We start from the raw sequence: 22,170 nt of genomic DNA on the forward strand, positions 1-22,170 counted from the left end.
TCAGGCACCGAAGTATTCCATAGCCTGCTGCGCCAGCGCCGCTGCTTTGACCCGACTGCTGTGGCGCTGTTGTCCATACAACACTGGCAGACCAGCCACATCCATGGCCCCTCCACAAGAGTGCTGGGCCATGGATGCCCAAGCCCGTGGCCCGGCCGCAAAACCCCGATCTGGAAAAGGCGCCTGCCACACAGCCGCCAAAGTGGGATCTGCGGGGCCAGCCTCCAGCACCAACACCCCCACACAGCCCTGCAATACAGGCTGCCGCGACAGCAGCATGGCCTCATACAGCCCCAGACTTTCGACCACCAACACCCAACGCGCAATGCCCAACCGCTGTATCCATTCACACCACACCTGCATATGCTGCTGTGGGGTATGCCAGCGTTCTTTCTTGGGCTTGTCGCTGCGGCCAAACCCTATCAGATCCGGCACCAACACCCGCTGGTCAAGGGCCGTGAGGGCAGTGACCAAGTGGCGGTAGACATAACCCCAATGCTGTGGCCCATGCAGGCACAGCCAAGCGGTTGGGGCATGGGGGGCACCCTCATCCAGATAATGCAGTCGCAGCCCCGCCAATGCGGGCAGATCGCTACAGTAATGTGCGGCCCACGGCCAATCTGGCAGGGCAGCAAAACGTGCATCAGGGGTGCGCAGGGCATCATCGCGCAAGGGATGGGCCGCCAAGGCCACCGCCCGCCGCTGGCGGCGGCGCTGACGAAAAAAATCCCCGAGTATCTGTGCGCAGTCTTGCGCCAACACGCCCCCCTGTATTTGGGTGTGGTGATTAAGCTGTGCTTGGGCAAACAGATTGAGCACCGAACCGGCCACACCAGTTTTGGCATCGGCAGCACCAAATACCACCCGTGGCAGGCGAGCGTGAAGCATGGCACCACTGCACATGGCACAAGGCTCTAGCGTGACATAGAGGGTACAGTCTTCTAGCCGGTAGTTGCCCAGTTGTTGCGCTGCTGCACGCAGAGCAACAATCTCTGCATGGGCCGTAGGATCATGGCCCGCCACTGGCCCATTACGCCCTGTAGCCACCAACTGGCCCGCACGCACCACCACGGCGCCTACCGGCACCTCGCCAGCCTGCGCAGCTGCTTGCGCCTGCTCTAGCGCCAGTCGCATCCAGTAGGCATCATCATGCAAATTCATGGCCTGCACTATAGACCGGTGCGCAATGCACTTGGGGCAAGAAAGCGCCTATTGGGCGTCGGCAGGCAGAGGTCTGGGCTGTTGCATCTGGGCCTCAACCGCCTGCCGGTATTGCTGCACCTGCTGCGTGGGTGGCAATGGCTGTCCTGCCGCTCCGGGGGCTACGCCTGGGGCCGATGGCAGTGACGCACGAGAAGCAGACAACTGCTGACGGGCCAGCAAGCCCACCACGGCCAACGCCAGCACCAAAGCCACTATGGTGAACACTGTACGCATATTCAGGGAGGCGACAAAGTACCGGCACCACGCTGATCTTTGAGGGCTACCTCATACTGCAACGTGAGGTTGTCGGCAATCTCCAGCAAACGCTCGCTGGCGCTGGCCATAGCACGCAAGCCACGAACATCGGGCTCACGGCCAAAAGAAGCGGCAAAAAACACCCATTGCATATCAGCCGCCGACAACTCGGTGCGCAAGCTGGTGTTGGTCACGGTAGCGGCACCCAAGGTGCTGAAGATACGCTTGCACTCGTCCAGATCGGCTTGGCGCTGCTCGCGCAAGCCCGCCATATCCTGTCCGGCAGCCTGTAGAAAGTAGCTTTTGGCCAATCGCTGTGAACGCATCCGCAACCCTGCCGAGGCCTGCACCAAAGGGTGCATGGGCGCTTTGCCCAGACGCTCTAGGCCATGAAACAGCACCTCAGTGGCAACCAGCATCTGATCGGCCTGGGTTGCTACTGCGGTGGCCCCCTCACGGGTGGCTGGCACCAGCACCAGTCCATCGAGCGTTTCGGCCTGCTTGCGCACCTGGGCCTGATGCCCGGCAATATCGGCAGGCCAAGAGACCTTGGTCATGTCATCCAACGTAGCCTGCACCAGCCGCTGTGAAGCACTGAGGGCGGCCTTGACATCATCCGGCTGGACTTTGAGGTGAAGCTGCAAATAAAGCTTGGCCATGCGCTGCGCCAATGCCCCCAAGCGACTGGCCCGATGCAACCAAGTGCTGGCCGTGGGGCCAGGGGGCTGTGCCCCCACAGCCCCCACCACGGACGACAGGCCGACCGCCCCGACCATCTGCAACAGCATCCTGCGCCGCACCACAGGGGTGGCAGATACGCTAGGACAAAACAAACGCTCGGGCAAGGATGGTAGAGACAACATCGATGAAATGCTCCGGGTCGTGGATGCGGAAGAAATATGCTGTGATTCTGGAACCTGCATGGTGGCCGTACCATGATGCAAGTCAAGCTGGCCCGCATTGCAGTACCCAACAGCCCACAGACGCCCCCCGATGCCCAATACTGCACGGCAAGCAAGAACCTGCCACACTGCCCAGCCCTTGTTGTCCCTGACCACGACCCATGTCAGCACTAGCCCTGCCTCTGACCGACACCCTGGGCAGACCACTGCGTGAACTACGGATCAGCGTTACCGACCGCTGCAATTTCCGCTGCCCCTACTGTATGCCTGCCGAGGTATTCGGGCCTAACTACCCTTACCTGCCACGCCATGCACAACTCCATTTTGATGAGATCGTGCGCTTGGCTAGGTTGTTTTTGGGTCAAGGGGTACGCAAAATCCGCCTCACGGGGGGGGAACCGTTGCTGCGCCCGCAACTAGAAACCTTGATTGCCCAGTTAGCCCTGCTGCGCACGCCAGAGGGCCAAGCCGTAGAACTGACCCTGACCACCAACGGCACCCTGCTGGCGCGCAAAGCAGCCGCCCTGCGCAAGGCAGGACTGCAACGCCTGACGGTGAGCCTAGATGCACTTGACGATGCAATTTTTACCCGAATGAATGGCGTAGGCTTTGCCGTGAGCGAGGTACTGGCGGGCCTGACAGCAGCGCAGGCCGCAGGCTTTACCGGCACTAAAGTCAATATGGTGGTGCAACGGGGCGTGAATGAACAAGACGTATTGGCGATGGCCCAGCACTTTCGGGGCACAGGCATCACGCTGCGGCTGATCGAGTACATGGATGTGGGCCAAAGCAACGGCTGGCACATGGCTGCCGTGGTGCCCAATTCCGAACTGATAGCCCGTCTGCAAGCCGTGCTGCCCTTGGTTCCGTTGGCACCACACCACCCGGGCGAAACCGCACAACGCTGGGGTTGGGCCAATGCCCAGGGGCAGCACGATCCCACACAGGGAGAAATCGGCCTTATCAGCAGTGTGACCCAAGCTTTTTGTCATACATGCAACCGGGCGCGGCTGGCAGCGGATGGACAGGTGTTCACCTGCTTGTTTGCCAGCCAAGGCTATGATTTGCGCGCGCTGCTGCGTGGTGGTGCCGATGACACCACCCTGAATGAGGCCATCGCCCAGTTGTGGCAGGGCCGCCATGACCGCTACTCGGCCCTGCGCACTCCATCGGCCTCCGTCAGGGGGCCAGCGGTGTATCCACTACACCGTATCGAGATGGGCTATATCGGCGGCTGAACGGGTGTCAGCGCCTTCAAGGCTGCAAACGCAACACATTCAAATCCATCCCTAAGGCTTGTTGGGCCAACGGCACCAAATGCTCGTGGTGGGTGAGGAAAATCACCTGGGTTTTGCGTGCCAACTGGCCCAAGGCCTGTAAACCGGCACTGGTGCGCTGCTCATCAAAATTGATGAACAAGTCATCGGCAATAAATGGCATGGCCCGCCCAGGCTGTGTCTGCCTGTCCAGTGCGGCCAGTCGCAGGGCCAGATAGAGTTGATCGCGCGCGCCTTCGCTCAACCCCTCCACGCCCACCAACGTACCCTGTGGGCGATGACCATACAGACGCGGCACAGGGCCATCGGTATCCACCACCAGCCGGTCAAAGGCGCCCAGCGTCAGATCAGCAAAAATCTGGCTGGCCAGTGCCAACATCGGGCCTTGCTGGGTCTCACGAAACCGTGCCACACTCCAGTGCAACCAACGCGCCATGGTATACACCTGCACATAACGCTGCGCTGCTTCGCTCATGCGGGTGATGGCCTCTTGGCGCAGACCCTCGGCCTGTGCAGCCCGATCAGTGCCATCAAATGCAGCTAACTGGCTCCGCCACTGCTGGGCAGTGGCACTGAGCTGCTCGGTGCTGGCCTGCCACTGCTGGTCTTGCGCTTGCAAATGCTGAAGTGCCGCCAGAATGTCGGTCGATGCCAGTGAGGCTACCTCGGCCCGCAAGGCCTCCAAGGGCAGACCATCGCCCTGTTCATGCAGGCGCGCTTGGGCCTGGGTCAGTTCCTGCTGGTACTGGCGTGCCTGTGTGGCCTGTGCTATCGCATGGGTCAGAACACGGTGCCGTTCTTCTGCCGTGCAGGCATCCCCCGATGGCCCGAGCAAGGCATACAGTCCGGCCAAACTGGCCTGCAACTCGGTTTGGCGGTGTTGGGCCTGCACCCCACCCGCACGGGCCTGCTCTAATGCCTGTTGCCAACGCTGGCGCTGGCTTTGCGTTTCTTGGGCCAGCGCCAAACGCTGGCGCAGCGCCAGCACTTGGGCTTCAGCCCCCTGACCTTGCAACTCTGGTGCCAGGCGCTCGCACAACGCCTGTGCAGCCACAGCCAGCGCATCCAGATCGGCGCGCATGGCTTCAATGCGCTCGGTACGGATGCTGTCGATCCTGTCTAGTCCAGCACTGATGCGCTCCATCACCTCTAAGGCGGTGCGCAATGGGGCCGGCTCGACATAGCCCCCATAACCCGCCTGATGCAATTGCTGCTGCCATTGCAATTGCCAGTGCTGCCACTGCTGCTGTGCGGCCGCCCAATCCTGTTGCAAGTCGAGCAAGACTCGGCGGGCTGTGCTGGCTTGTTGGCGCAGGCTTTCACGCTGACCATGCAATCGTTCGGTCTCGGCCAGCATCTGACGGGCCAAGGCCATGCACTCGGCCAAATCAGGATAGTGCTTTGCAGACTTAGGTGCCGATACGGCACCCTCTGCCGATGGATACAACAGGGCCAACAAGGCCGCATGTACCTCCTGTGCCACTTGGGTGCTGTCTTGGTATTGGCGCTGCAAACGGGCCAAGTTCTGCTGCAATGCCAAAGCACGGGTGCGCCGCTCCAACCAACCAGCGGCAGCGGCCAATGGCAGCTGTGCAGGCAAATGGCAAGCCTGCACCAGTTGTTGCCATTGCGATTGACGCTCCTGCAAACGCTGGCTCATCTGCTGGCCGCGTTGGGCTTGTTGCTCTACCTCCAAAGCCAGCCGCTCAATATGCTGCACCTCGGCCTGATACTGGGTCTGGTGCTCAAGATGCTCTAGTCGGGCATCGGCCAAACCATCAGCCTGCGCCACCAAACGCTGGTATTGCAGTATCTGAGCCAGTTCCAAACACAGCGCAGGCGCGCTGTACCACTGCTGCCAACAGGCATCACGCCACTGGCGGGCTTCTTGTACCTGCTGCAGGCTCACGGGTTGCCACCGTGAGACAGACTGTGCCAACGCCAATTGCAAACGCTCCAGCTCTGCCTGCTGCATCTGGTGCTGGGTTTGTGCTGCCTCCAGCGCAGCCTGATCGGTGCGCTGGGCCAACAACAATGCCTGCACCTCGGTTGCATCGGGGGCCAACATACCGTGCAACGAGTCCAACGGCACGGTATGTGGCCCCATTGCCTGCAACTCCGCATCCAAAGCACTTTGGCACTCCAGGATTTGGCTTTGCAGGGCTTTACACTGGCCTGTGTGGTCGCCAAGTTGGTGGGCGCGGGCCAAAACCACCTCCAGCGCAGTGCCATCGCTGTGGATCGTCAGATGTTGCTGTTCGGCTTGGGCCTGCTCCAATTCGCGCTGTTTGGCCTCTACCTGAATTTGAGCAAACTGGCACTTTTGCTGTAGTACCTCATGGGTTTGCAGTAAAGCCGTCAAGGCCATCCGCATGGCAGGCGCAGGCAGGCGCTCACGCACGGCGGCCAAGGAACTGGCATCCCAGCCCAAAGCATGGGCATCAGCCTGCACCCCCAGCCAATAGGTGTGCACCTCCGCCTGGCGCTTTTCTATGTCGGGGCGGTGGGCACGGTACTGCATTCGTCGTGCATCCAGCTCGGTGATCTCTGCGGCCCATGCCAAACAAGCCGCATCTGTGGGCAACGCCTCCAAGGCTTGATGGGCCTCCCGCTCCGCAGCCTGACAACGCTGGGCCTCGGCTTGGGCCAAGGCCATGCCCCGATCTGCATCCTGCAACCATTGGGCAGCCTGCTCGGGAAAGTCGGGCACTGCGCCCAGCCCTTGCAGGGCCTGTACAGCAGCATCGTAGCGATGCAACCAAGGCGCTACGCGGCGCACACGCTCCAACTGCTCGCGCTGGCAACGGGCCTGATCGCGTTCAGCATGCAAAGCCAACAACTGCTGCTCTGTACGCATCAACGCATCGCGCTGCTCTTTCCAGCCCGCAGCCCGGGCCGTTGCCACCTTTAATTGCGCCTGCGCCGCCTTGAGATCATTTTCGGCTTGGTAATACGACCGCTTGTCCGATTTACGTGGTGCCCAGAGCTGATCTGCCTCCGCCTCCAAGCCCCTGAGTACCTGCCCCAGTTGCTCCAAGCCCGATGCCGACTGAAACAACATCCGCCCAACATCATCAGCCGCCGACAAAATGCCTGCACCACCAGCCAACAAGGCACTATGGTCTAAGGAGAACATCTGCTCAAACAGCGGGCGTTGCATGTCGCCCAACCAGGGCAGCAAAGCCGTATCAGGCAAAGGCGCATCAGCCAGTGAACGCAAAGTGTTTTTGTTGCCCTTGGTACGCTCAAAAGCCAGCTGCTGGTCATTGGCTTGCAGCACACCGCCCAATCGCAAGTCAGGCATAGGATGCAAAAAGGCCATCGTGGTGCGTGCTTCAATGCCAAACAACCAGTCTCCCAAAGCGGCACGGGTGGTGGATTTTCCTGCCTCATTGGGGCCAACAATCAAGTGGATGTCCTGCGCAGCAGGCGGCAAATCCAGCACATGGTTGGTAAATTTTCCATAACGGATCAGTTGCAACTGGCGAATACGCATAGGGTTTGCTCCTCAAACCTCTTTCTGCTCTACCCGCGCCAACAGCAGGGGCAGGGTATCGGCCAACAGTGTCTCTATCGGGCCATCGCGCAAAGCTTGTAGTTCCGGGCTGGCGGCCAGCACCTCGGCTGGCAACCGCCCCCAAAGTGGCGCCAGACCACGGCGCAACTCCTGCAAAAAATCTGCATCCTCCAAAGCCCCCAGTGCCAAGCCATGCAGCGTAGCCAAAGCGGCCAGCCCATCACCTTGGTGTGCAGGCACCTGCACTGGTGCCTGGGTTTGCACACATACCTTTTCAATCCACAACCGCTCGGCATCCAAAGCAATGGCCTGGGCCAATACCTCTTGGCGCAGTTGTGTTGGCTGTGCCAATAAGGCCGTATGTACCGTGCTACGACCTTGGAGCTGCACCCGCACCGCTAATGGGCGCTCCCCCACCTGTTGCGCCAGCAGCCCCTGCAAAGATTGGCCCACCGCACGTACAGCGCCAGCCCAGTCACTGCAACCGCTCACATCCACCACCAACTCCGCCCAGCGCAACACATCCACCCACAGCGGTTCGATACTGCGCACATCCCCTGCGTCTACGGTGATGAGCAATGCGCCATGTGGGCCTGTCTCACGGATATGGCGGCCTTGCAAATTACCCGGAAATGCAATGGTGGGCTCTCCTTGCCGCACCCACTGCGTGTGCACATGGCCCAAGGCCCAGTACTGGTAACCCTTGGCATCGAGTTCAGCCACCGAGCAAGGCGCATAGCTGGCATGGGAGGTGGAGCCTTCCAGCGCCGTGTGCAGCACCCCAATATTGAACCAGCCAGGCACTGGTGGCGGGTAGCTGGCAGCCAAATTCTCGGTAGTGGCTGCCTGTTTGAAACTGCGGCCATGCAAGGCCACCTGTAGCGGTGGGATGCGCAAGGTCTGGGCCTTACTGCTAGAGAAAACATGTACGTTATCGGGCAACTCCAACCGCTTGGTGATTTCGCTGTCGGCATCATGGTTGCCGTACAACAAATACACATCAATGCCCGCTTGGCGCAAGCGCCCCATTTGGCGCACCAAAAACAGCCCGGTATTGAAATCGCGCCAATCGCCATCGTACAAATCACCGGCAATCACCATGAAATCTACCGCCTCATCCATAGCCCGGCTGACCAACTGCTCCAGAGCATCGCGGGTGGCCGTGCGCAAACGTTCAGCGGGGGCGTCAGGGTAAGCAGACAGTCCACGCAACGGACTGTCCAGATGAATATCAGCAGCGTGGATGAATTTCATGCCCTGCACTGTACCCAGTTCTGCTAGCCCCTGGTTGGACGATATGGTGGCACATCCCAAACGCTGTGCCCTCACGCAAAAAACCCGGCACACAGGCCGGGTTGGTCGTTTTCCGGCACCCTAAGGTGCCGACAAACACACTGATCAATTGGTGCGGGCCAATTGTTCCAAGATATGCGGATTTTCCAGTGTGGAAGTATCTTGGGTCAGGGTCTCACCCTTGGCAATACCACGCAGCAGACGGCGCATGATCTTGCCCGAGCGGGTCTTGGGCAGGTTTTCACCAAAGCGGATTTCCTTGGGCTTGGCGATAGGGCCGATTTCCTTGCCCACCCAGTTGCGCAGCTCGTTGGCCAAGGCCTTGGCATCATCGCCAGTGGGCACGGGGCCTTTGAGCACCACAAAGGCCACGATGGCTTCGCCAGTCAGATCGTCAGGGCGGCCCACCACAGCGGCTTCGGCCACGATGTCGCTCTTAGCCACCAAAGCCGATTCGATTTCCATCGTGCCCATGCGGTGGCCAGAGACGTTGAGCACGTCGTCAATACGGCCCGTGATGCGGAAGTAACCACGGTCTTCGCTGCGCACGGCACCATCACCGGCCAAGTAGTAGCCCTTGAGCTCTTCAGGGAAGTAGCTCTTCTTGAAGCGTTCGGGGTCGCCCCAGATAGTACGGATCATCGAAGGCCAAGGCTTCTTCACCACCAAAATACCGCCCGAACCATTGGGCACGTCTTGGCCGGTTTCGTCCACGATGGCGGTGGTAATACCTGGCAGTGGCAGGGTGCAAGAGCCTGGCACCAGCGGCGTAGCGCCCGGCAGTGGGGTGATCATGTGACCGCCGGTTTCGGTTTGCCAGAAGGTGTCGACAATCGGGCAACGCTCGCCGCCCACGTTCTTGTAGTACCACATCCAGGCTTCGGGGTTGATAGGCTCACCCACCGAACCCAAAATGCGCAGGCTCGACAGATCGGAGCGGTCTGGATGCACGCTGGCATCGCTGTCGGCAGCCTTGATGAGCGAACGGATAGCAGTGGGTGCCGTGTAGAAAATGGTGCACTTGTGCTTTTCGATCATCGTCCAGAAGCGGTCGGCCTTGGGGAAGGTGGGCACGCCTTCAAAGATGATCTGTGTGGCACCAGCGGCCAACGGGCCATAGGCCACATAGCTGTGACCAGTGATCCAGCCGATATCAGCGGTACACCAGAAAACGTCGCTGTCTTTCAGATCGAAAGTCCAGTCCATCGTCAGCTTGGCCCACAGCAAATAGCCACCGGTGCTGTGTTGCACGCCCTTGGGCTTGCCAGTAGAACCCGAGGTGTAGAGCACAAACAGCGGGTGCTCGGCACCAACAAACTCGGGTGCGCACTCGGTGGATTGGGCTGCCATTTCTTCGTGCATGAAGGTATCGCGGCCAGCCACCATGTTCACCGCAGTGGGGGTACGCTGGAACACAATCACGCTCTTGGCCGAATCGCAGCCACCCATCGCCAGGGCTTCATCCACAATCGACTTGAGCGGCAACTCTTTGCCGCCACGCATTTGGTAGTTGGCCGTTACCACCGCCACCGCACCCGCATCTTGAATACGCTCGTGCAGCGCCTTGGAAGAGAAGCCACCAAACACCACGCTGTGTGTTGCACCAATGCGAGCGCAAGCCTGCATGGCAATCACGCCTTCAATCGTCATGGGCATGTACAGCACCACACGGTCGCCCTTTTGTACCCCCTTGGACTTGAGCACGTTGGCAAACTGGCTCACCTTAGCCAGCAGCTCTTTGTAGGTCACTTTGGTGACTTCACCACCATCGGCCTCAAAAATGATGGCCGTTTTGTTTTCTGTGGGGGTACCAATGTGTTTATCCAGGCAGTTGGCCGAAGCATTCAGCTCGCCGTCTTGGAACCACTTAAAAAACGGGGCATCGGACTGGTCAAGCGTTTGGGTAAAAGGCTTGTTCCAGACCACATTCTCACGGGCCAAACGGGCCCAGAAGCCCTCATAGTCGTTCTCAGCTTCGGCACACAGGGCTTCGTAGCCAGCCATGCCTGCAACACGCGCTGCGGCCACTGTGGCATCAGAGGGCGGGAAAACGCGGTTTTCGACCAGGGTAGATTGGATGGCGTTGGATGGTGCAGTCATGCGGTTTGTCTCCTGAGGTTGACTGTCAAAGATTTCGATCTACTTTGGACGCCTGCACTTACAGGCCACTGACTGACCACTGGCTGACGCCAAGTTTTGGCACCGGGTATCTCGCTATCATCCGTTCCGCGATGCAAGCCCCTCACCCCGCCCCCCACTCCCCCTCACCCTTGGTAGCCGTAGCTGCTGGGGTTCACCATAGTCGCCGCATAGCAGTGGCCAGCCTATTGCTGCTCATTGCGCTGTGCCTGGCTTGGGAACTGTTTTTAGCCCCCGTGCGTCCTGGTGGCTCTTGGCTGGCACTCAAGGCATTGCCTCTGTGCCTGCCGCTGGCTGGGCTGCTAAAAAACCGTATGTACACCTACCGCTGGCTGAGTCTGATGGTTTGGCTTTATGTCACCGAAGGGGCCGTGCGTGCTTGGAGCGACCGCCCCCCCGGCAATGTGTTGGCACTGCTCGAAGTGGTGTTGTGCTTGGTGCTGTTCACCGCCTGCACTGTGCATATCCGCCTGCGTCTGCGCAACGCCAAGCTGGCAGCCAACGGCAGCGCCAGCACGCCAGCCACCCCCACCTAACCGCCGATTGCTCCTGCCATGTCTGACCTGCTCGATGTTTTGCGCCATACCGTGGGTAGCCACCATGTGCTGACCGGAGAAGGTCTGGGCGCGTGGGAGCAAGACTGGCGCCAACGCCGCCCCCAAGGCAAAGCCTTGGCGGTGGTGCGTCCAGCCAATACCGCCGAAGTGGCCGCTGTGGTGCGCGCCTGTGCGGCCACTGGCACCCCTATCGTGCCGCAAGGTGGCAACACCAGCTTATCGCTAGGCTCTACCCCTGATGCCTCGGGGCGTGAAATCGTGTTGAGTCTGGCCCGGCTCCATGCCATCCGTGCCATCGACCCACACAACCTGAGCATGACATTAGAGGCTGGTTGCATCTTGCACCATGCCCAAGAAGCGGCCAAACAGGCTGGGTTGCTGTTTCCGCTGTCGCTGGCCTCTGAGGGCAGTTGTACCGTGGGGGGCAATCTTGGCACCAATGCCGGGGGCACCCAAGTAGTACGCTATGGCAATGCCCGTGAGTTGTGTCTGGGGCTAGAAGTGGTCACGCCCCAAGGCGAGGTCTGGGACGGCCTGCGCGGCCTGCGCAAAGACAACACCGGCTACGACCTGCGCCACCTGTTCATTGGCAGTGAGGGCACACTGGGCATCATCACCGCCGCCACCATGAAGCTCTTTCCCCTGCCTAGCGCACAACTCACAGCCTGGGCCGCTGTGCCCACCATAGAACAAGCCGTGGCCCTGCTAGGACTGGCACACCAACACCTGGGCGCGGGCCTGACCGGGCTAGAGCTGATGGGCCGCTCTGCACTGGAGTTGGTAGCACGCCATCTGCCCCATTTGCGTGTCCCGCTGCTCGCCGAGATGGCATCCCCTTGGTTTGTATTGCTAGAAAACACCGACAGCGAATCCGAAGACCATGCCCGCGACCGTTTCGAAGCCCTGATGGAGGCAGCCTTGGCCGCAGGCTGCGTTCACGATGCCGTAGTGGCACAAAACCAGACACAGGCGCAGATGTTTTGGCAGGTGCGCGAAAGCATTTCCACGGCCCAAGCACAAGAAGGGCTCAATATCAAACACGATATCGCCATCCCGATCACACGCATCCCGGCGTTTGTAGCCCATACCGATGCCCTGCTCAGCCAAGCCATTGCTGGCGTGCGAATCATCAACTTTGGGCACCTAGGCGATGGCAATTTGCACTACAACGTGCAAGCCCCCGCAGGTGATGACCCCGCCATTTTCTTGCGTGAGCAAGAGGCACGCATCAACCAAATCGTCTATGAGGCGGTGGCACAGTTTGGTGGTTCTTTCTCTGCCGAGCATGGTGTCGGTGCGCTCAAGGTGGAGCAATTGGAGCAATACCAGTCCCCCGTGGCCTTAGGCCTGATGCGGGCCATCAAGCAAGCACTAGACCCACAAAACCTGATGAATCCGGGGCGCATGCTGCGCCTCTGAACGGCCCCCCAGCAGCCTACAATCTGCTCCTTTGGCCCTCTGCTTTGCCCCATGTCTAGCCGCCCCGTCCGCTCCCAATACGAAGATTTCATGCGCCATGTTTATGAACATGGGGTCAGCAAGGGCGACCGCACCGGCACCGGCACACGCAGTGTGTTTGGCTACCAAATGCGTTTTGACTTGGGCGAGGGCTTTCCACTGGTCACAACCAAAAAGGTTCACCTCAAATCCATCATTTTGGAGTTGCTGTGGTTTTTGCGCGGCGACAGCAATGTGAAGTGGCTGCAAGAGCGCGGTTGCACCATTTGGAACGAATGGGCGCGTGAAGATGGTGATTTGGGCCCAGTGTATGGCGTGCAATGGCGCAACTGGCCCACCCGCGATGGCGGCCATATCGATCAAATTGCCCAAGTCGTCAACCAACTCAAAACCAACCCCGACAGCCGCCGCATCATTGTCAGCGCCTGGAACGTGGCCGATTTGGAGCAGATGGCGCTCATGCCCTGCCATGCCTTTTTCCAGTTCTATGTGGCAGATGGCAAGCTTTCTTGTCAACTCTACCAGCGCAGTGCCGATATCTTTTTGGGTGTGCCGTTCAACATTGCCAGCTATGCGCTCCTGACCCACATGCTGGCCCAACAATGCGACTTGCAAGTGGGCGACTTTATCTGGACTGGCGGCGACTGCCACATCTACAACAATCACTTTGCACAGGTAGAAACCCAGTTGGCACGCCCCCCACGGGCCTACCCCACACTGCACATCCGGCGCAAACCCGAATCCCTCTTCAATTACACCTACGAAGACTTTGAAGTGCAAGGCTATGAACACCACCCAGCCATCAAGGCGCCCGTGGCCGTCTGACCTCTACCTCCCCACACTATGCGTCTGCACCTGATTTATGCCCGCGCCGACAACGGCACTATCGGCTTGAATGGCCAGATGCCTTGGCACCTGCCAGAAGACTTGGCACATTTTCGCCAGCACACCCAAGGTTGCCCAGTCATCATGGGCCGCAAAACCTGGGATTCACTGCCCCCACGCTTTCGCCCATTGCCTGGCCGCAGCAATATTGTCATTACCCGCCAGCCCGACTGGACTGCTGCTGGTGCTGTGCGGGCTGCCAACCTGCAAGAGGCCGTGACTCTGTGCGGTGCAGCCCCTGTAGCCTGGGTGATGGGTGGCGCACAAATTTACGCACAAGCGGCACCCCATGCCCATGCGGCCATCATCACTGAAATTCACCAACCATTTGAGGGCGATGCGTTTGCTCCTGTGCTGGGAGATGGCTGGCAAGAAGTGCAACGCAGCCGCCACCAAGCAACCAACGGGCTGGAATACAGTTTTGTGCAACTAGAGCACCCACAGCCACTGCCACTGAGCTAACAAAGCTACCCACTCTGGGCCACGTCAGCCGACAGCCATCATGGCTTGTGCTCCCGCAGCCACGCCTCAAAAGTGTCGCAAGCAAATCGCCCTAATGCAGCAGCAAAAATTTCTTTGTGGCCGAGATAAAGGCTATGGCGCATCACCGCATAGGGATTGAGCCTGCGGCCTCCCCTTTGCTCTTCAATATATTGCTTGTACCGCTTCACGGTACCGATGTTCTCACGCAGCAACGTGTTAAAACGGGTGCGCGTGATGCCGGGCGACCAGCCATGTATGTCAGCAACAAAGCTGTCAACACGCCGAGGCTCAAAGGCGTAGTCATTGAAAAAGTGGCTGGCGATTTTCAGGAAGGTAAAAGCATTCAAATCGCTGCTGACCACTGGCGCCTGTTCAAGTGGGGGTTCTGGGGTGATCGTCGTCTCGTCAGGCGCCGCTAACAACTGCGCCTCCGTTGCATCACGAATCTGGCGAAACTCTCGGTCAGCAAGCTCAAACAGCGCCGCCAACACATTGATGCGCCGCTTCAGCGGGCTAGGAATCGATTTTTTGTATTTGATCTTGTGGTCTAGCACAGCCCAGGCATCTTGCACGATGGTGCGTACCTGCAGTTCAAAAGGGTAACCCACCACCGGCAAGCCATGCAATACTGGCGCCATCTGCGGCGTCCAACGGGGCTTCAAGTCCAAGTGCAGGCCTTTGTAACCAAAAGCGCCTTCTGTGCCCTCAACCGCTGCGGTTTTGTCGGTCACGTCCATCACCTCAAAATGCTGGCGCACGGCCTGCATTATTTTTTCGATCTCGTCTTCGTAGAGACAGACCACACGAACACCGATCAGATCGCTGATGTACGCCGCAATGGTGTAGGGGGTGTTACTCTCCTCTAAGGCCGTGCGGTATTTACGCGAAAATTTGCGCACGCACTCGGTTTTCTCTTTGATGCGCCCCTCGATTCTAGAGACCTCAATTCCCCCTGCCTGGGCCAGCACCTCTGTCAGGGTAGCCAGGTATTGGGCCAAGGCCGCTTCCATCCCTTGGCGGTGCTGCGCGTGAAACCCATGAAAGGCGGCTTCTTCAAAATCAAAGTCCAAAGAGGCCATGACAGTGCTCCTCACTCAAAAATCGTCGCTGGAACCCGTGGCTAGACTTTCAAAGCGTGTCTGGGATTTTTGAAAATACAGCTTCACAGTACCGGTAGGGCCATTACGCTGCTTACCGATGATGATCTCGGCCACATTGGGCTCTTTGCTGTCCTTGTTGTAGTAGTCATCACGGTAGATAAACATGATGATGTCTGCATCCTGCTCAATCGCCCCCGATTCGCGCAAATCAGACATCATCGGACGCTTATCTGTGCGCGTCTCCACACTGCGGTTGAGCTGCGACAGTGCAATCACTGGGCAGCCTAGCTCTTTAGCCAGCATTTTCAGACCACGCGAAATCTCGCCCAACTCGGTGGCCCGATTTTCACCCTGAGCACCTGCCGAGCCACTCATCAGCTGCAAATAGTCCACCACAATCAGGCCCAACTTCCCGCACTGGCGGGCCAAGCGCCGAGCGTTGGCTCGCAGCTCAGAAGGCGTCAGCCCCGGTGTCTCATCAATGTGCAGTGACACATTGCGCAGCCTCTCGATGGCTTCGGTCAGGCGCGGCCATTCGTCCGAGGTGAGCTTGCCCGTTCGCAGGCGCGACTGGTCTACCTTGGCAATAGAGCCCACCACCCGCACTGCCAACTGTGCGGCCCCCATTTCCATCGAAAAAATGGCTACCGGCAAATTTTCGTGCAAAGCAACATGCTCGGCAATGTTCACGGCAAAAGCCGTTTTCCCCATCGAGGGCCGGGCAGCCAACACCACCATATCGCCCGCCTGCAAGCCCGAGGTCATGCGATCGAGGTCAATAAAACCGGTGGGCACCCCAGTGATATCGTTGGGGTTCTCGGCCATCTCCTGCACACGGTCGAGCAGATCGACCACCAACTGCTCCATCGCCTGAAAGCCCTGCTTCATGCGCGAGCCTTCTTCACCGATGTTAAAAATTTTCTGCTCAGCCTCGTCCAATATTTTTTCTACTGGGCGCCCTTTCGGATTGAAGGCATTGGTGGCGATCTCGTCGCTGGCTGTGACAAGCTTGCGCAAAATGGAGCGTTCACGCACGATCTCGGCATAGCGGCGGATGTTGCTGGCACTGGGTACATACTGGGCCAGCGCGTTCAGGTAGGCCAGCCCCCCCACTTCTTCACCTTTGCCAGTGCTTTGCAGCTGCTCATATACCGTGATGACATCGGCGGGCTTGTTGCCATTGATGAGCTTGGCGATGCTAGCATAAATCAGTTGGTGATCATGGCGATAGAAGTCCGAGTCAATCAACAAGTCACCCACCCGATCCCAAGCATTGTTGTCTAGCAACAAACCACCCAGCACGCTGGACTCGGCCTCAATCGATTGGGGGGGCACCCGCAATTGCGACAGCTCACGATCATCGTAGGGTGCAAAGCCACCATCCATAGGCATGAAGGGGTCAGAAGACATTGGATTCCTTGGAGCAAGCCGGGGATGCTAGCCTTGTGCTGCCCGCATGTCATCGGACAACCCTGTGGATAAGCGGTGAAAACAGCGGAAACAACAAAAAACCGCCCGAAGGCGGTTAGCTGGACAGCGCAGGGCGCTATCAGGCGGTTTCGCCGTACACCGAAACGGTCACTTCAGCCACCACATCGGTGTGCAGAGCAACGTTGACTGTGTTGTCACCAATGGTCTTGATAGGGCCGTTGGGCAGACGGATCTGCGACTTGAGCACCTTGAAGCCTTGCTTGTTCAGCTCATCAGCGATGTCGTGGTTGGTCACGGAACCAAACAGACGGCCATCGACGCCAGCCTTTTGTGTCAACTTGAACACCTTGCCAGCCAGCTTTTCGCCTTCGGCTTGGGCAGCGGCCAGCTTTTCAGCGGCAGCTTTTTCCAATTCAGCGCGCTTGGCTTCGAATTCGGCCTTGGCAGCAGCAGTGGCGCGGCGGGCGCGGCCTGTAGGGATCAGGAAATTGCGGGCGTAACCGTCTTTGACCTTGACCAGATCACCGAGGTTACCGAGGTTCACAACCTTGTCGAGCAGGATGATTTGCATGGGTTGTGCTCCTTAGATCTTGTGCTGGTCGCTGTAGGGCACCAGGGCCAAGAAGCGGGCGCGCTTGATGGCGGTGTTGAGCTGGCGCTGATAGATGGCGCGGGTGCCGGTCAGGCGTGCGGGAATGATCTTGCCGTTTTCAGCAATAAAGTCGCGCAGGGTGTCCACGTCTTTGTAGTCGATTTCTTCGACGCCAGTGACCGTGAAGCGGCAGAAACGCTTGCGCTTGAACAGCAGCGATTGGGTGTTGCGCTTGGGGCGCTTGTCTTTGTTGAATTTCTTGAACGTGGCCATTGCGGACCTCTTGAAAATTAATTTTGTTGAATATCCTGAACGTGCAGCACGACCTGCCTGCCATTGCGCGGAGTAGCCAAAAAACCGCCAAACTGCCAAAGGCTACCTACAGGCTGGCGAGCCAACTGCTCGGCCAAGGTGCCAAAGGCTACGGCCTTGATGCTGGCCTTGACTTCTCGGGGTTGCCCGGCTTCTTGCTGGCGGGAGCTGTGCTCCAAACGCAAGGCAATGGCAGGCAGTCCGGCAGGCGTGAATCGCAGAGGCTCGGCTTCGGCGATACAGGCAGTCAAGGCAACGCGGTTTTGCACTCCGGTGGCAGGCGCTGGTGCTTAGCGTTCTGCGCGTTCGCCGGCAGCAGCGTATTCGGCTTGGCTGGCTTTGCGGGCTTCTTCGCGCTCAACGGTCTTCATCATCGAAGAGGGGCCAGTTTCAGCCTTCTTCTTTTGCACGGTGAGGTGACGCAGCACGGCATCGTTGAACTTGAAGGCGTGCTCCAACTCAGCCATCACAGCCTGGTCGGCTTCGATGTTGACGCACAGATAGTGGGCTTTGGCCAGCTTGTTGATCAGGTAAGCCAGTTGACGGCGGCCCCAGTCTTCAACGCGGTGGACTTGACCGCCGCCAGCGACGATCATGCCCTTGTAGCGTTCGAGCATGGCAGGAACCTGCTCGCTTTGATCCGGGTGGATCAACAAAATGATTTCGTAATGACGCATGCATACTCCTTCTGGATAAGAACCACCTGCTGCGCCTGTAGCAGTGTGGCAAGGCAAAACCCGAGATTATAGCCATAGCCTACGGCACCTGTACACTTGACAGGCTCTCCTGCACGTTCTTGCGCAGGCTGCTCCTCTTGCTTATCTCATGTGGTGATGCGCTTGAAATGTGCAAGGGGCGCCCCAAATGTGCAACGCACACTGTTTCACCAGTTTCTTCCACCAGAGTTTCCGACATGTCTGAAAACAATACTTCTGCTCCTGCCGTGGCCCCCGCTCCTGAAGAGATCGAGGCCGCAATGGCCGCCAATGCCTCTGACGAAATGGCACGCTTGCAGTCTGAACTGGCCGAACTCAAGGCCAAGAGCGCCGATCTGGCCGACCAGTTCCTGCGTGCCAAAGCTGAGGCCGAAAACGCCCGCCGCCGTGCGGAAGAGGAAATCGCCAAAGCACGCAAGTTTGGCATTGAAGGCTTTGCCGAAAGCCTGCTGCCCGTTTGCGATAGTCTGGACGCTGCACTGGCCCTGCCCAACGCCACAGCCCAACAGTTGCGCGAAGGCTCCGATGCCACCCTGCGCCAGCTCACTGCCGCGCTAGAGCGCAACAAAGTAGTAGCTATCAACCCACCCGCAGGCGAAAAATTCAACCCCAACTTCCACCAAGCCATCAGCGTGGTGCCTGCAGAACAAGAGTCCAATACAGTGGTGGCGGTGCTCCAAAAGGGCTATGTGATTGCCGAGCGTATCCTGCGCCCTGCACTGGTCACCGTCACAGCACCCAAATAAAAAAGTGGGCTGGCCCGACTTGAACCGGCGCAGACAGTCCACACGTTAGACGCATTCAATAATTTCACCTACATCGCGGAGAGAGAAACATGGCAAAAATCATCGGTATTGACTTGGGCACCACCAACAGCTGCGTTGCCATCATGGATGGCAACACCACCAAGGTGATCGAAAACAGCGAAGGCGCACGCACCACGCCCTCTATCATTGCTTACCAAGAAGATGGCGAAATTCTGGTGGGTGCTTCGGCCAAACGCCAAGCGGTCACTAACCCCAAAAACACGATCTACGCCGCCAAACGCCTGATTGGCCGCAAGTTTGACGAGAAAGAAGTGCAAAAGGACATCGACCTGATGCCCTTCACCATCACCAAGGCAGACAACGGTGACGCTTGGGTAGAAGTGCGCGGCCAAAAACTGGCTCCGCCACAAATCAGCGCCGAAGTGCTGCGCAAGATGAAGAAAACCGCCGAGGACTACCTGGGCGAGACCGTGACCGAGGCCGTGATTACTGTGCCGGCCTACTTCAACGATGCCCAGCGCCAAGCCACCAAAGACGCTGGCCGTATTGCTGGCCTGGACGTCAAGCGCATCATCAACGAACCTACTGCTGCCGCGCTGGCCTTTGGTTTGGACAAAACCGAAAAGGGCGACCGCAAAATTGCTGTCTATGACTTGGGTGGCGGCACCTTTGACGTGTCCATCATCGAAATTGCCGATGTGGATGGCGAAAAGCAATTTGAAGTGCTGTCTACCAACGGCGACACCTTCTTGGGCGGTGAAGATTTTGACCAACGCATCATTGACTTCATCATCGGTGAATTCAAGAGAGAGCAAGGCGTTGACCTCTCCAAAGACGTGCTGGCCCTGCAACGCCTGAAAGAAGCAGCAGAAAAGGCCAAGATCGAGCTGTCCAACTCGGCGGCCACCGACATCAACCTGCCCTACATCACTGCGGATGCCTCTGGCCCCAAGCACCTGAACATCAAGTTGACCCGCGCCAAGTTGGAGCAACTGGTCGAAGAACTGATTGAGCGCACCATTGCACCTTGCCGCACCGCCATCAAAGATGCAGGGATCAGCGTCTCTGAAATCAATGACGTGATCTTGGTCGGTGGCATGAGCCGCATGCCCAAGGTGCAAGAGAAGGTCAAAGAGTTCTTTGGCCGCGAACCACGCAAAGACGTCAACCCCGACGAAGCCGTGGCCGTAGGCGCTGCCATCCAAGGCCAGGTGCTGTCGGGTGACCGCAAAGACGTGCTGCTGCTGGACGTGACTCCGCTGTCTTTGGGCATTGAAACCCTGGGTGGCGTGATGACCAAAATGATCAGCAAGAACACCACCATCCCCACCAAGTTTGCGCAAACATTCTCGACCGCTGACGACAACCAGCCCGCCGTGACCATCAAGGTGTTCCAAGGTGAGCGCGAAATGGCCTCGGGCAACAAGCTGCTGGGCGAATTCAATTTGGAAGGCATCCCCCCCGCAGCGCGTGGCGTGCCGCAAATTGAAGTGTCGTTCGACATCGATGCCAACGGTATCTTGCATGTGGGTGCCAAAGACAAGGCCACCGGCAAAGAAAACAAGATCACCATCAAGGCCAACTCGGGCATTTCGGAAGAAGAAATCCAACAGATGGTCAAAGATGCCGAACTCAATGCAGCCGAAGACCACCGCAAACTGGAACTGGTGCAGGCACGCAACCAAGGTGAGGCGGCCGTTCACAGCGTGAACAAGAGCCTGACCGAGTTTGGCGATAAGCTCGACGCAGCAGAAAAGGGGGCGATTGAGTCGGCAGTCAAGGCGCTGGAAGAAGCACTCAAGGGCGAAGACAAAGCAGCCATTGACGAAAAGACCACGGCTTTGATGGCCGCCAGCCAAAAACTGGGCGAAAAGATGTATGCCAATGAGCAGGCCGCGCAGGCAGCAGCCGCTGCGGGTGCCGGTGCCACAGGTGCCGCAGGCGGCCCCCAAGGCTCCAGCGCCAAGCCAGCTGACGACGACAATGTGGTCGACGCCGAAGTGAAGGAAGTTAAGAAGGGCTAAGGTAGCGATTGCGCTGACCCATGCCGCCGCGCCAGGCTCCTGTACCGGGGAGTCCGGCGCGGCGTTCCTGTTCCAACCGGGTACCTATCCATGTCTAAAAGAGACTTTTATGAAATCCTCGGGGTAGCAAAAACTGCCTCGGATGAAGAAATCAAGAAGGCGTATCGCAAGCTGGCGATGAAATACCACCCGGACCGCAACCAGGGTGAGGCCAGCAAGGGTGCAGAAGAGAAGTTCAAAGAGGTCAAAGAGGCCTACGAGATGCTCTCAGACGCACAAAAGCGGGCTGCTTACGACCAGTACGGCCATGCGGGCGTAGACCCTAACATGCGCGGCCACGGTGGCGCTGGGGCCGAGGGGTTTGGTGGTTTTGCCGAAGCCTTTGGCGATATTTTTGGCGATATGTTCAACCAAGGCGGGCGCGCAGGCCGCGGAGCGGGTGGGCGCCAAGTCTATCGGGGCAGTGACCTGAGCTATGCGATGGAGATCACCCTGGAAGAGGCGGCCAAGGGCAAAAACGCCGAAATCCGTATTCCTTCGTGGGAAGCCTGTGACACCTGCCACGGCAGTGGTGCCAAACCCGGCACCAGCCCCAAAACCTGCTCCACCTGTAGCGGCTCTGGCACGGTGCAGATGCGTCAAGGCTTCTTTAGCGTACAACAGACCTGCCCCCATTGCCGAGGCACGGGCAAGATCATTCCCGACCCCTGCACAGCCTGCCACGGTCAGGGCAAGCTCAAGAAGCAAAAAACACTGGAAGTGAAAATTCCTGCCGGTATTGACGATGGCATGCGCATCCGCAGCACCGGCAACGGAGAGCCAGGCACCAATGGTGGCCCACCGGGCGATTTGTACATCGAAATTCGCCTCAAAAAGCACGATATCTTTGAGCGCGATGGTGACGATTTGCACTGCCAAGTGCCAGTGAGCTTTATCACCGCAGCACTGGGCGGCGAGATCGAGGTGCCCACCTTGGCTGGCAAGGCTGCCATCGACATCCCAGAGGGAACCCAAGCGGGCAAACAATTCCGACTGCGTGGCAAAGGGATCAAGGGAGTGCGTTCGAGCTACCCTGGCGATTTGTATTGCCATATCGCGGTAGAGACGCCCGTCAAGTTGACCGAGCACCAACGCAAATTGCTGCGCGAACTGGAAGAATCGCTCAAGAAGGGCGGCGCTCGCCACTCGCCCAGTGGCGAAAGCTGGACAGACAAGCTCAAGAGCTTTTTTAGCTAACCCAGCAGGCCCAAACTGCCATG

20 protein-coding genes are annotated in these 22,170 nt (G+C 58.7%); 8 read left to right on the forward strand and 12 right to left on the reverse strand.

All coding sequences use genetic code 11. The features are described from left to right. From tadA to ACYVB2_RS00515, 3 genes are read right to left on the reverse strand one after another with little or no spacing between them, the layout of a single operon-like run. Positions 1-1,161 (reverse strand): tRNA adenosine(34) deaminase TadA, encoded by a 1,161-nt coding sequence (gene tadA / locus ACYVB2_RS00505; protein WP_382431588.1) that lies wholly within the window; start codon positions 1,159-1,161, stop codon positions 1-3. Between the two features lie 48 nt (positions 1,162-1,209). After that, positions 1,210-1,437 carry a hypothetical protein gene (locus ACYVB2_RS00510; protein WP_382431586.1) on the reverse strand — a complete coding sequence of 76 codons (228 nt, stop codon included), beginning with the start codon at positions 1,435-1,437 and terminating at the stop codon, positions 1,210-1,212. A 2-nt stretch (positions 1,438-1,439) separates the two neighbouring features. Next, a complete protein-coding gene (locus ACYVB2_RS00515) occupies positions 1,440-2,321 on the reverse strand; it encodes a hypothetical protein (RefSeq protein WP_382431584.1) in 882 nt (293 codons plus the stop codon). Positions 2,322-2,521: 200 nt separating this feature from the next. On the opposite strand from ACYVB2_RS00515, the gene moaA reads away from it, so the two are divergent. Continuing rightward, the gene (moaA, locus tag ACYVB2_RS00520) at positions 2,522-3,598 is read left to right on the forward strand and encodes a GTP 3',8-cyclase MoaA (protein ID WP_382431582.1); all 1,077 of its coding nucleotides are present in this window, start codon (positions 2,522-2,524) and stop codon (positions 3,596-3,598) included. A 16-nt stretch (positions 3,599-3,614) separates the two neighbouring features. Here moaA and ACYVB2_RS00525 read toward each other — a convergent pair whose 3' ends face one another. The 3 genes from ACYVB2_RS00525 to acs all read right to left on the reverse strand — a co-directional run bounded on the left by ACYVB2_RS00525 (position 3,615) and on the right by acs (position 10,547). Next, complete coding sequence (locus tag ACYVB2_RS00525) at positions 3,615-7,133, reverse strand: ATP-binding protein (RefSeq protein ID WP_382431580.1); 3,519 nt, start codon at positions 7,131-7,133, stop codon at positions 3,615-3,617. A 12-nt stretch (positions 7,134-7,145) separates the two neighbouring features. Then, positions 7,146-8,408, reverse strand: coding sequence for a metallophosphoesterase family protein (locus ACYVB2_RS00530; RefSeq protein ID WP_382431578.1), 1,263 nt, complete (start codon positions 8,406-8,408; stop codon positions 7,146-7,148). Positions 8,409-8,552: 144 nt separating this feature from the next. Continuing rightward, positions 8,553-10,547, reverse strand: a complete 1,995-nt coding sequence (acs, locus tag ACYVB2_RS00535) for an acetate--CoA ligase (protein WP_382431576.1) — start codon at positions 10,545-10,547, stop codon at positions 8,553-8,555. A gap of 131 nt (positions 10,548-10,678) precedes the next feature. Here acs and ACYVB2_RS00540 point away from each other — a divergent pair, with 131 nt between their 5' ends. From ACYVB2_RS00540 to ACYVB2_RS00555, 4 genes are read left to right on the forward strand one after another with little or no spacing between them, the layout of a single operon-like run. Then, positions 10,679-11,122 (forward strand): DUF2069 domain-containing protein, encoded by a 444-nt coding sequence (locus tag ACYVB2_RS00540; RefSeq protein WP_382431574.1) that lies wholly within the window; start codon positions 10,679-10,681, stop codon positions 11,120-11,122. 18 nt (positions 11,123-11,140) lie between these two features. After that, entirely contained in the window at positions 11,141-12,562 is a 1,422-nt protein-coding gene (locus tag ACYVB2_RS00545; RefSeq protein WP_382431572.1) for an FAD-binding oxidoreductase, read from the forward strand. Between the two features lie 51 nt (positions 12,563-12,613). Next, positions 12,614-13,426 carry a thymidylate synthase gene (locus ACYVB2_RS00550; protein ID WP_382431570.1) on the forward strand — a complete coding sequence of 271 codons (813 nt, stop codon included), beginning with the start codon at positions 12,614-12,616 and terminating at the stop codon, positions 13,424-13,426. Between the two features lie 18 nt (positions 13,427-13,444). Then, on the forward strand, positions 13,445-13,948 hold the full coding sequence (locus tag ACYVB2_RS00555; protein WP_382431568.1) for a dihydrofolate reductase: 504 nt from the start codon (positions 13,445-13,447) through the stop codon (positions 13,946-13,948). A 38-nt stretch (positions 13,949-13,986) separates the two neighbouring features. On the opposite strand, the gene ACYVB2_RS00560 is transcribed toward ACYVB2_RS00555, so the two are convergent. The 6 genes from ACYVB2_RS00560 to rpsF form a co-directional block, all read right to left on the reverse strand. Next, on the reverse strand, positions 13,987-15,048 hold the full coding sequence (locus ACYVB2_RS00560; RefSeq protein ID WP_382431566.1) for a GTP pyrophosphokinase: 1,062 nt from the start codon (positions 15,046-15,048) through the stop codon (positions 13,987-13,989). A gap of 15 nt (positions 15,049-15,063) precedes the next feature. Next, complete coding sequence (gene dnaB, locus ACYVB2_RS00565) at positions 15,064-16,479, reverse strand: replicative DNA helicase (protein WP_382431564.1); 1,416 nt, start codon at positions 16,477-16,479, stop codon at positions 15,064-15,066. Positions 16,480-16,618: 139 nt separating this feature from the next. After that, positions 16,619-17,071, reverse strand: a complete 453-nt coding sequence (rplI, locus tag ACYVB2_RS00570) for a 50S ribosomal protein L9 (protein WP_091453998.1) — start codon at positions 17,069-17,071, stop codon at positions 16,619-16,621. A 12-nt stretch (positions 17,072-17,083) separates the two neighbouring features. Next, positions 17,084-17,365, reverse strand: a complete 282-nt coding sequence (gene rpsR / locus ACYVB2_RS00575) for a 30S ribosomal protein S18 (RefSeq protein WP_044397946.1) — start codon at positions 17,363-17,365, stop codon at positions 17,084-17,086. A 17-nt stretch (positions 17,366-17,382) separates the two neighbouring features. Beyond that, the gene (gene priB, locus ACYVB2_RS00580) at positions 17,383-17,673 is read right to left on the reverse strand and encodes a primosomal replication protein N (protein ID WP_382431561.1); all 291 of its coding nucleotides are present in this window, start codon (positions 17,671-17,673) and stop codon (positions 17,383-17,385) included. Positions 17,674-17,694: 21 nt separating this feature from the next. Further along, the gene (rpsF, locus tag ACYVB2_RS00585) at positions 17,695-18,081 is read right to left on the reverse strand and encodes a 30S ribosomal protein S6 (protein WP_382431559.1); all 387 of its coding nucleotides are present in this window, start codon (positions 18,079-18,081) and stop codon (positions 17,695-17,697) included. A 236-nt stretch (positions 18,082-18,317) separates the two neighbouring features. Here rpsF and grpE point away from each other — a divergent pair, with 236 nt between their 5' ends. The 3 genes from grpE (at position 18,318) to dnaJ (ending at position 22,147) form a co-directional block, all read left to right on the forward strand. Then, entirely contained in the window at positions 18,318-18,866 is a 549-nt protein-coding gene (gene grpE / locus ACYVB2_RS00590; protein WP_382431557.1) for a nucleotide exchange factor GrpE, read from the forward strand. 89 nt (positions 18,867-18,955) lie between these two features. Beyond that, positions 18,956-20,911 (forward strand): molecular chaperone DnaK, encoded by a 1,956-nt coding sequence (gene dnaK / locus ACYVB2_RS00595; RefSeq protein ID WP_382431555.1) that lies wholly within the window; start codon positions 18,956-18,958, stop codon positions 20,909-20,911. A gap of 90 nt (positions 20,912-21,001) precedes the next feature. Next, the gene (gene dnaJ, locus ACYVB2_RS00600) at positions 21,002-22,147 is read left to right on the forward strand and encodes a molecular chaperone DnaJ (protein ID WP_382431553.1); all 1,146 of its coding nucleotides are present in this window, start codon (positions 21,002-21,004) and stop codon (positions 22,145-22,147) included. Positions 22,148-22,170 lie beyond the last annotated feature (23 nt).

The organism is Giesbergeria giesbergeri, assembly GCF_054779375.1.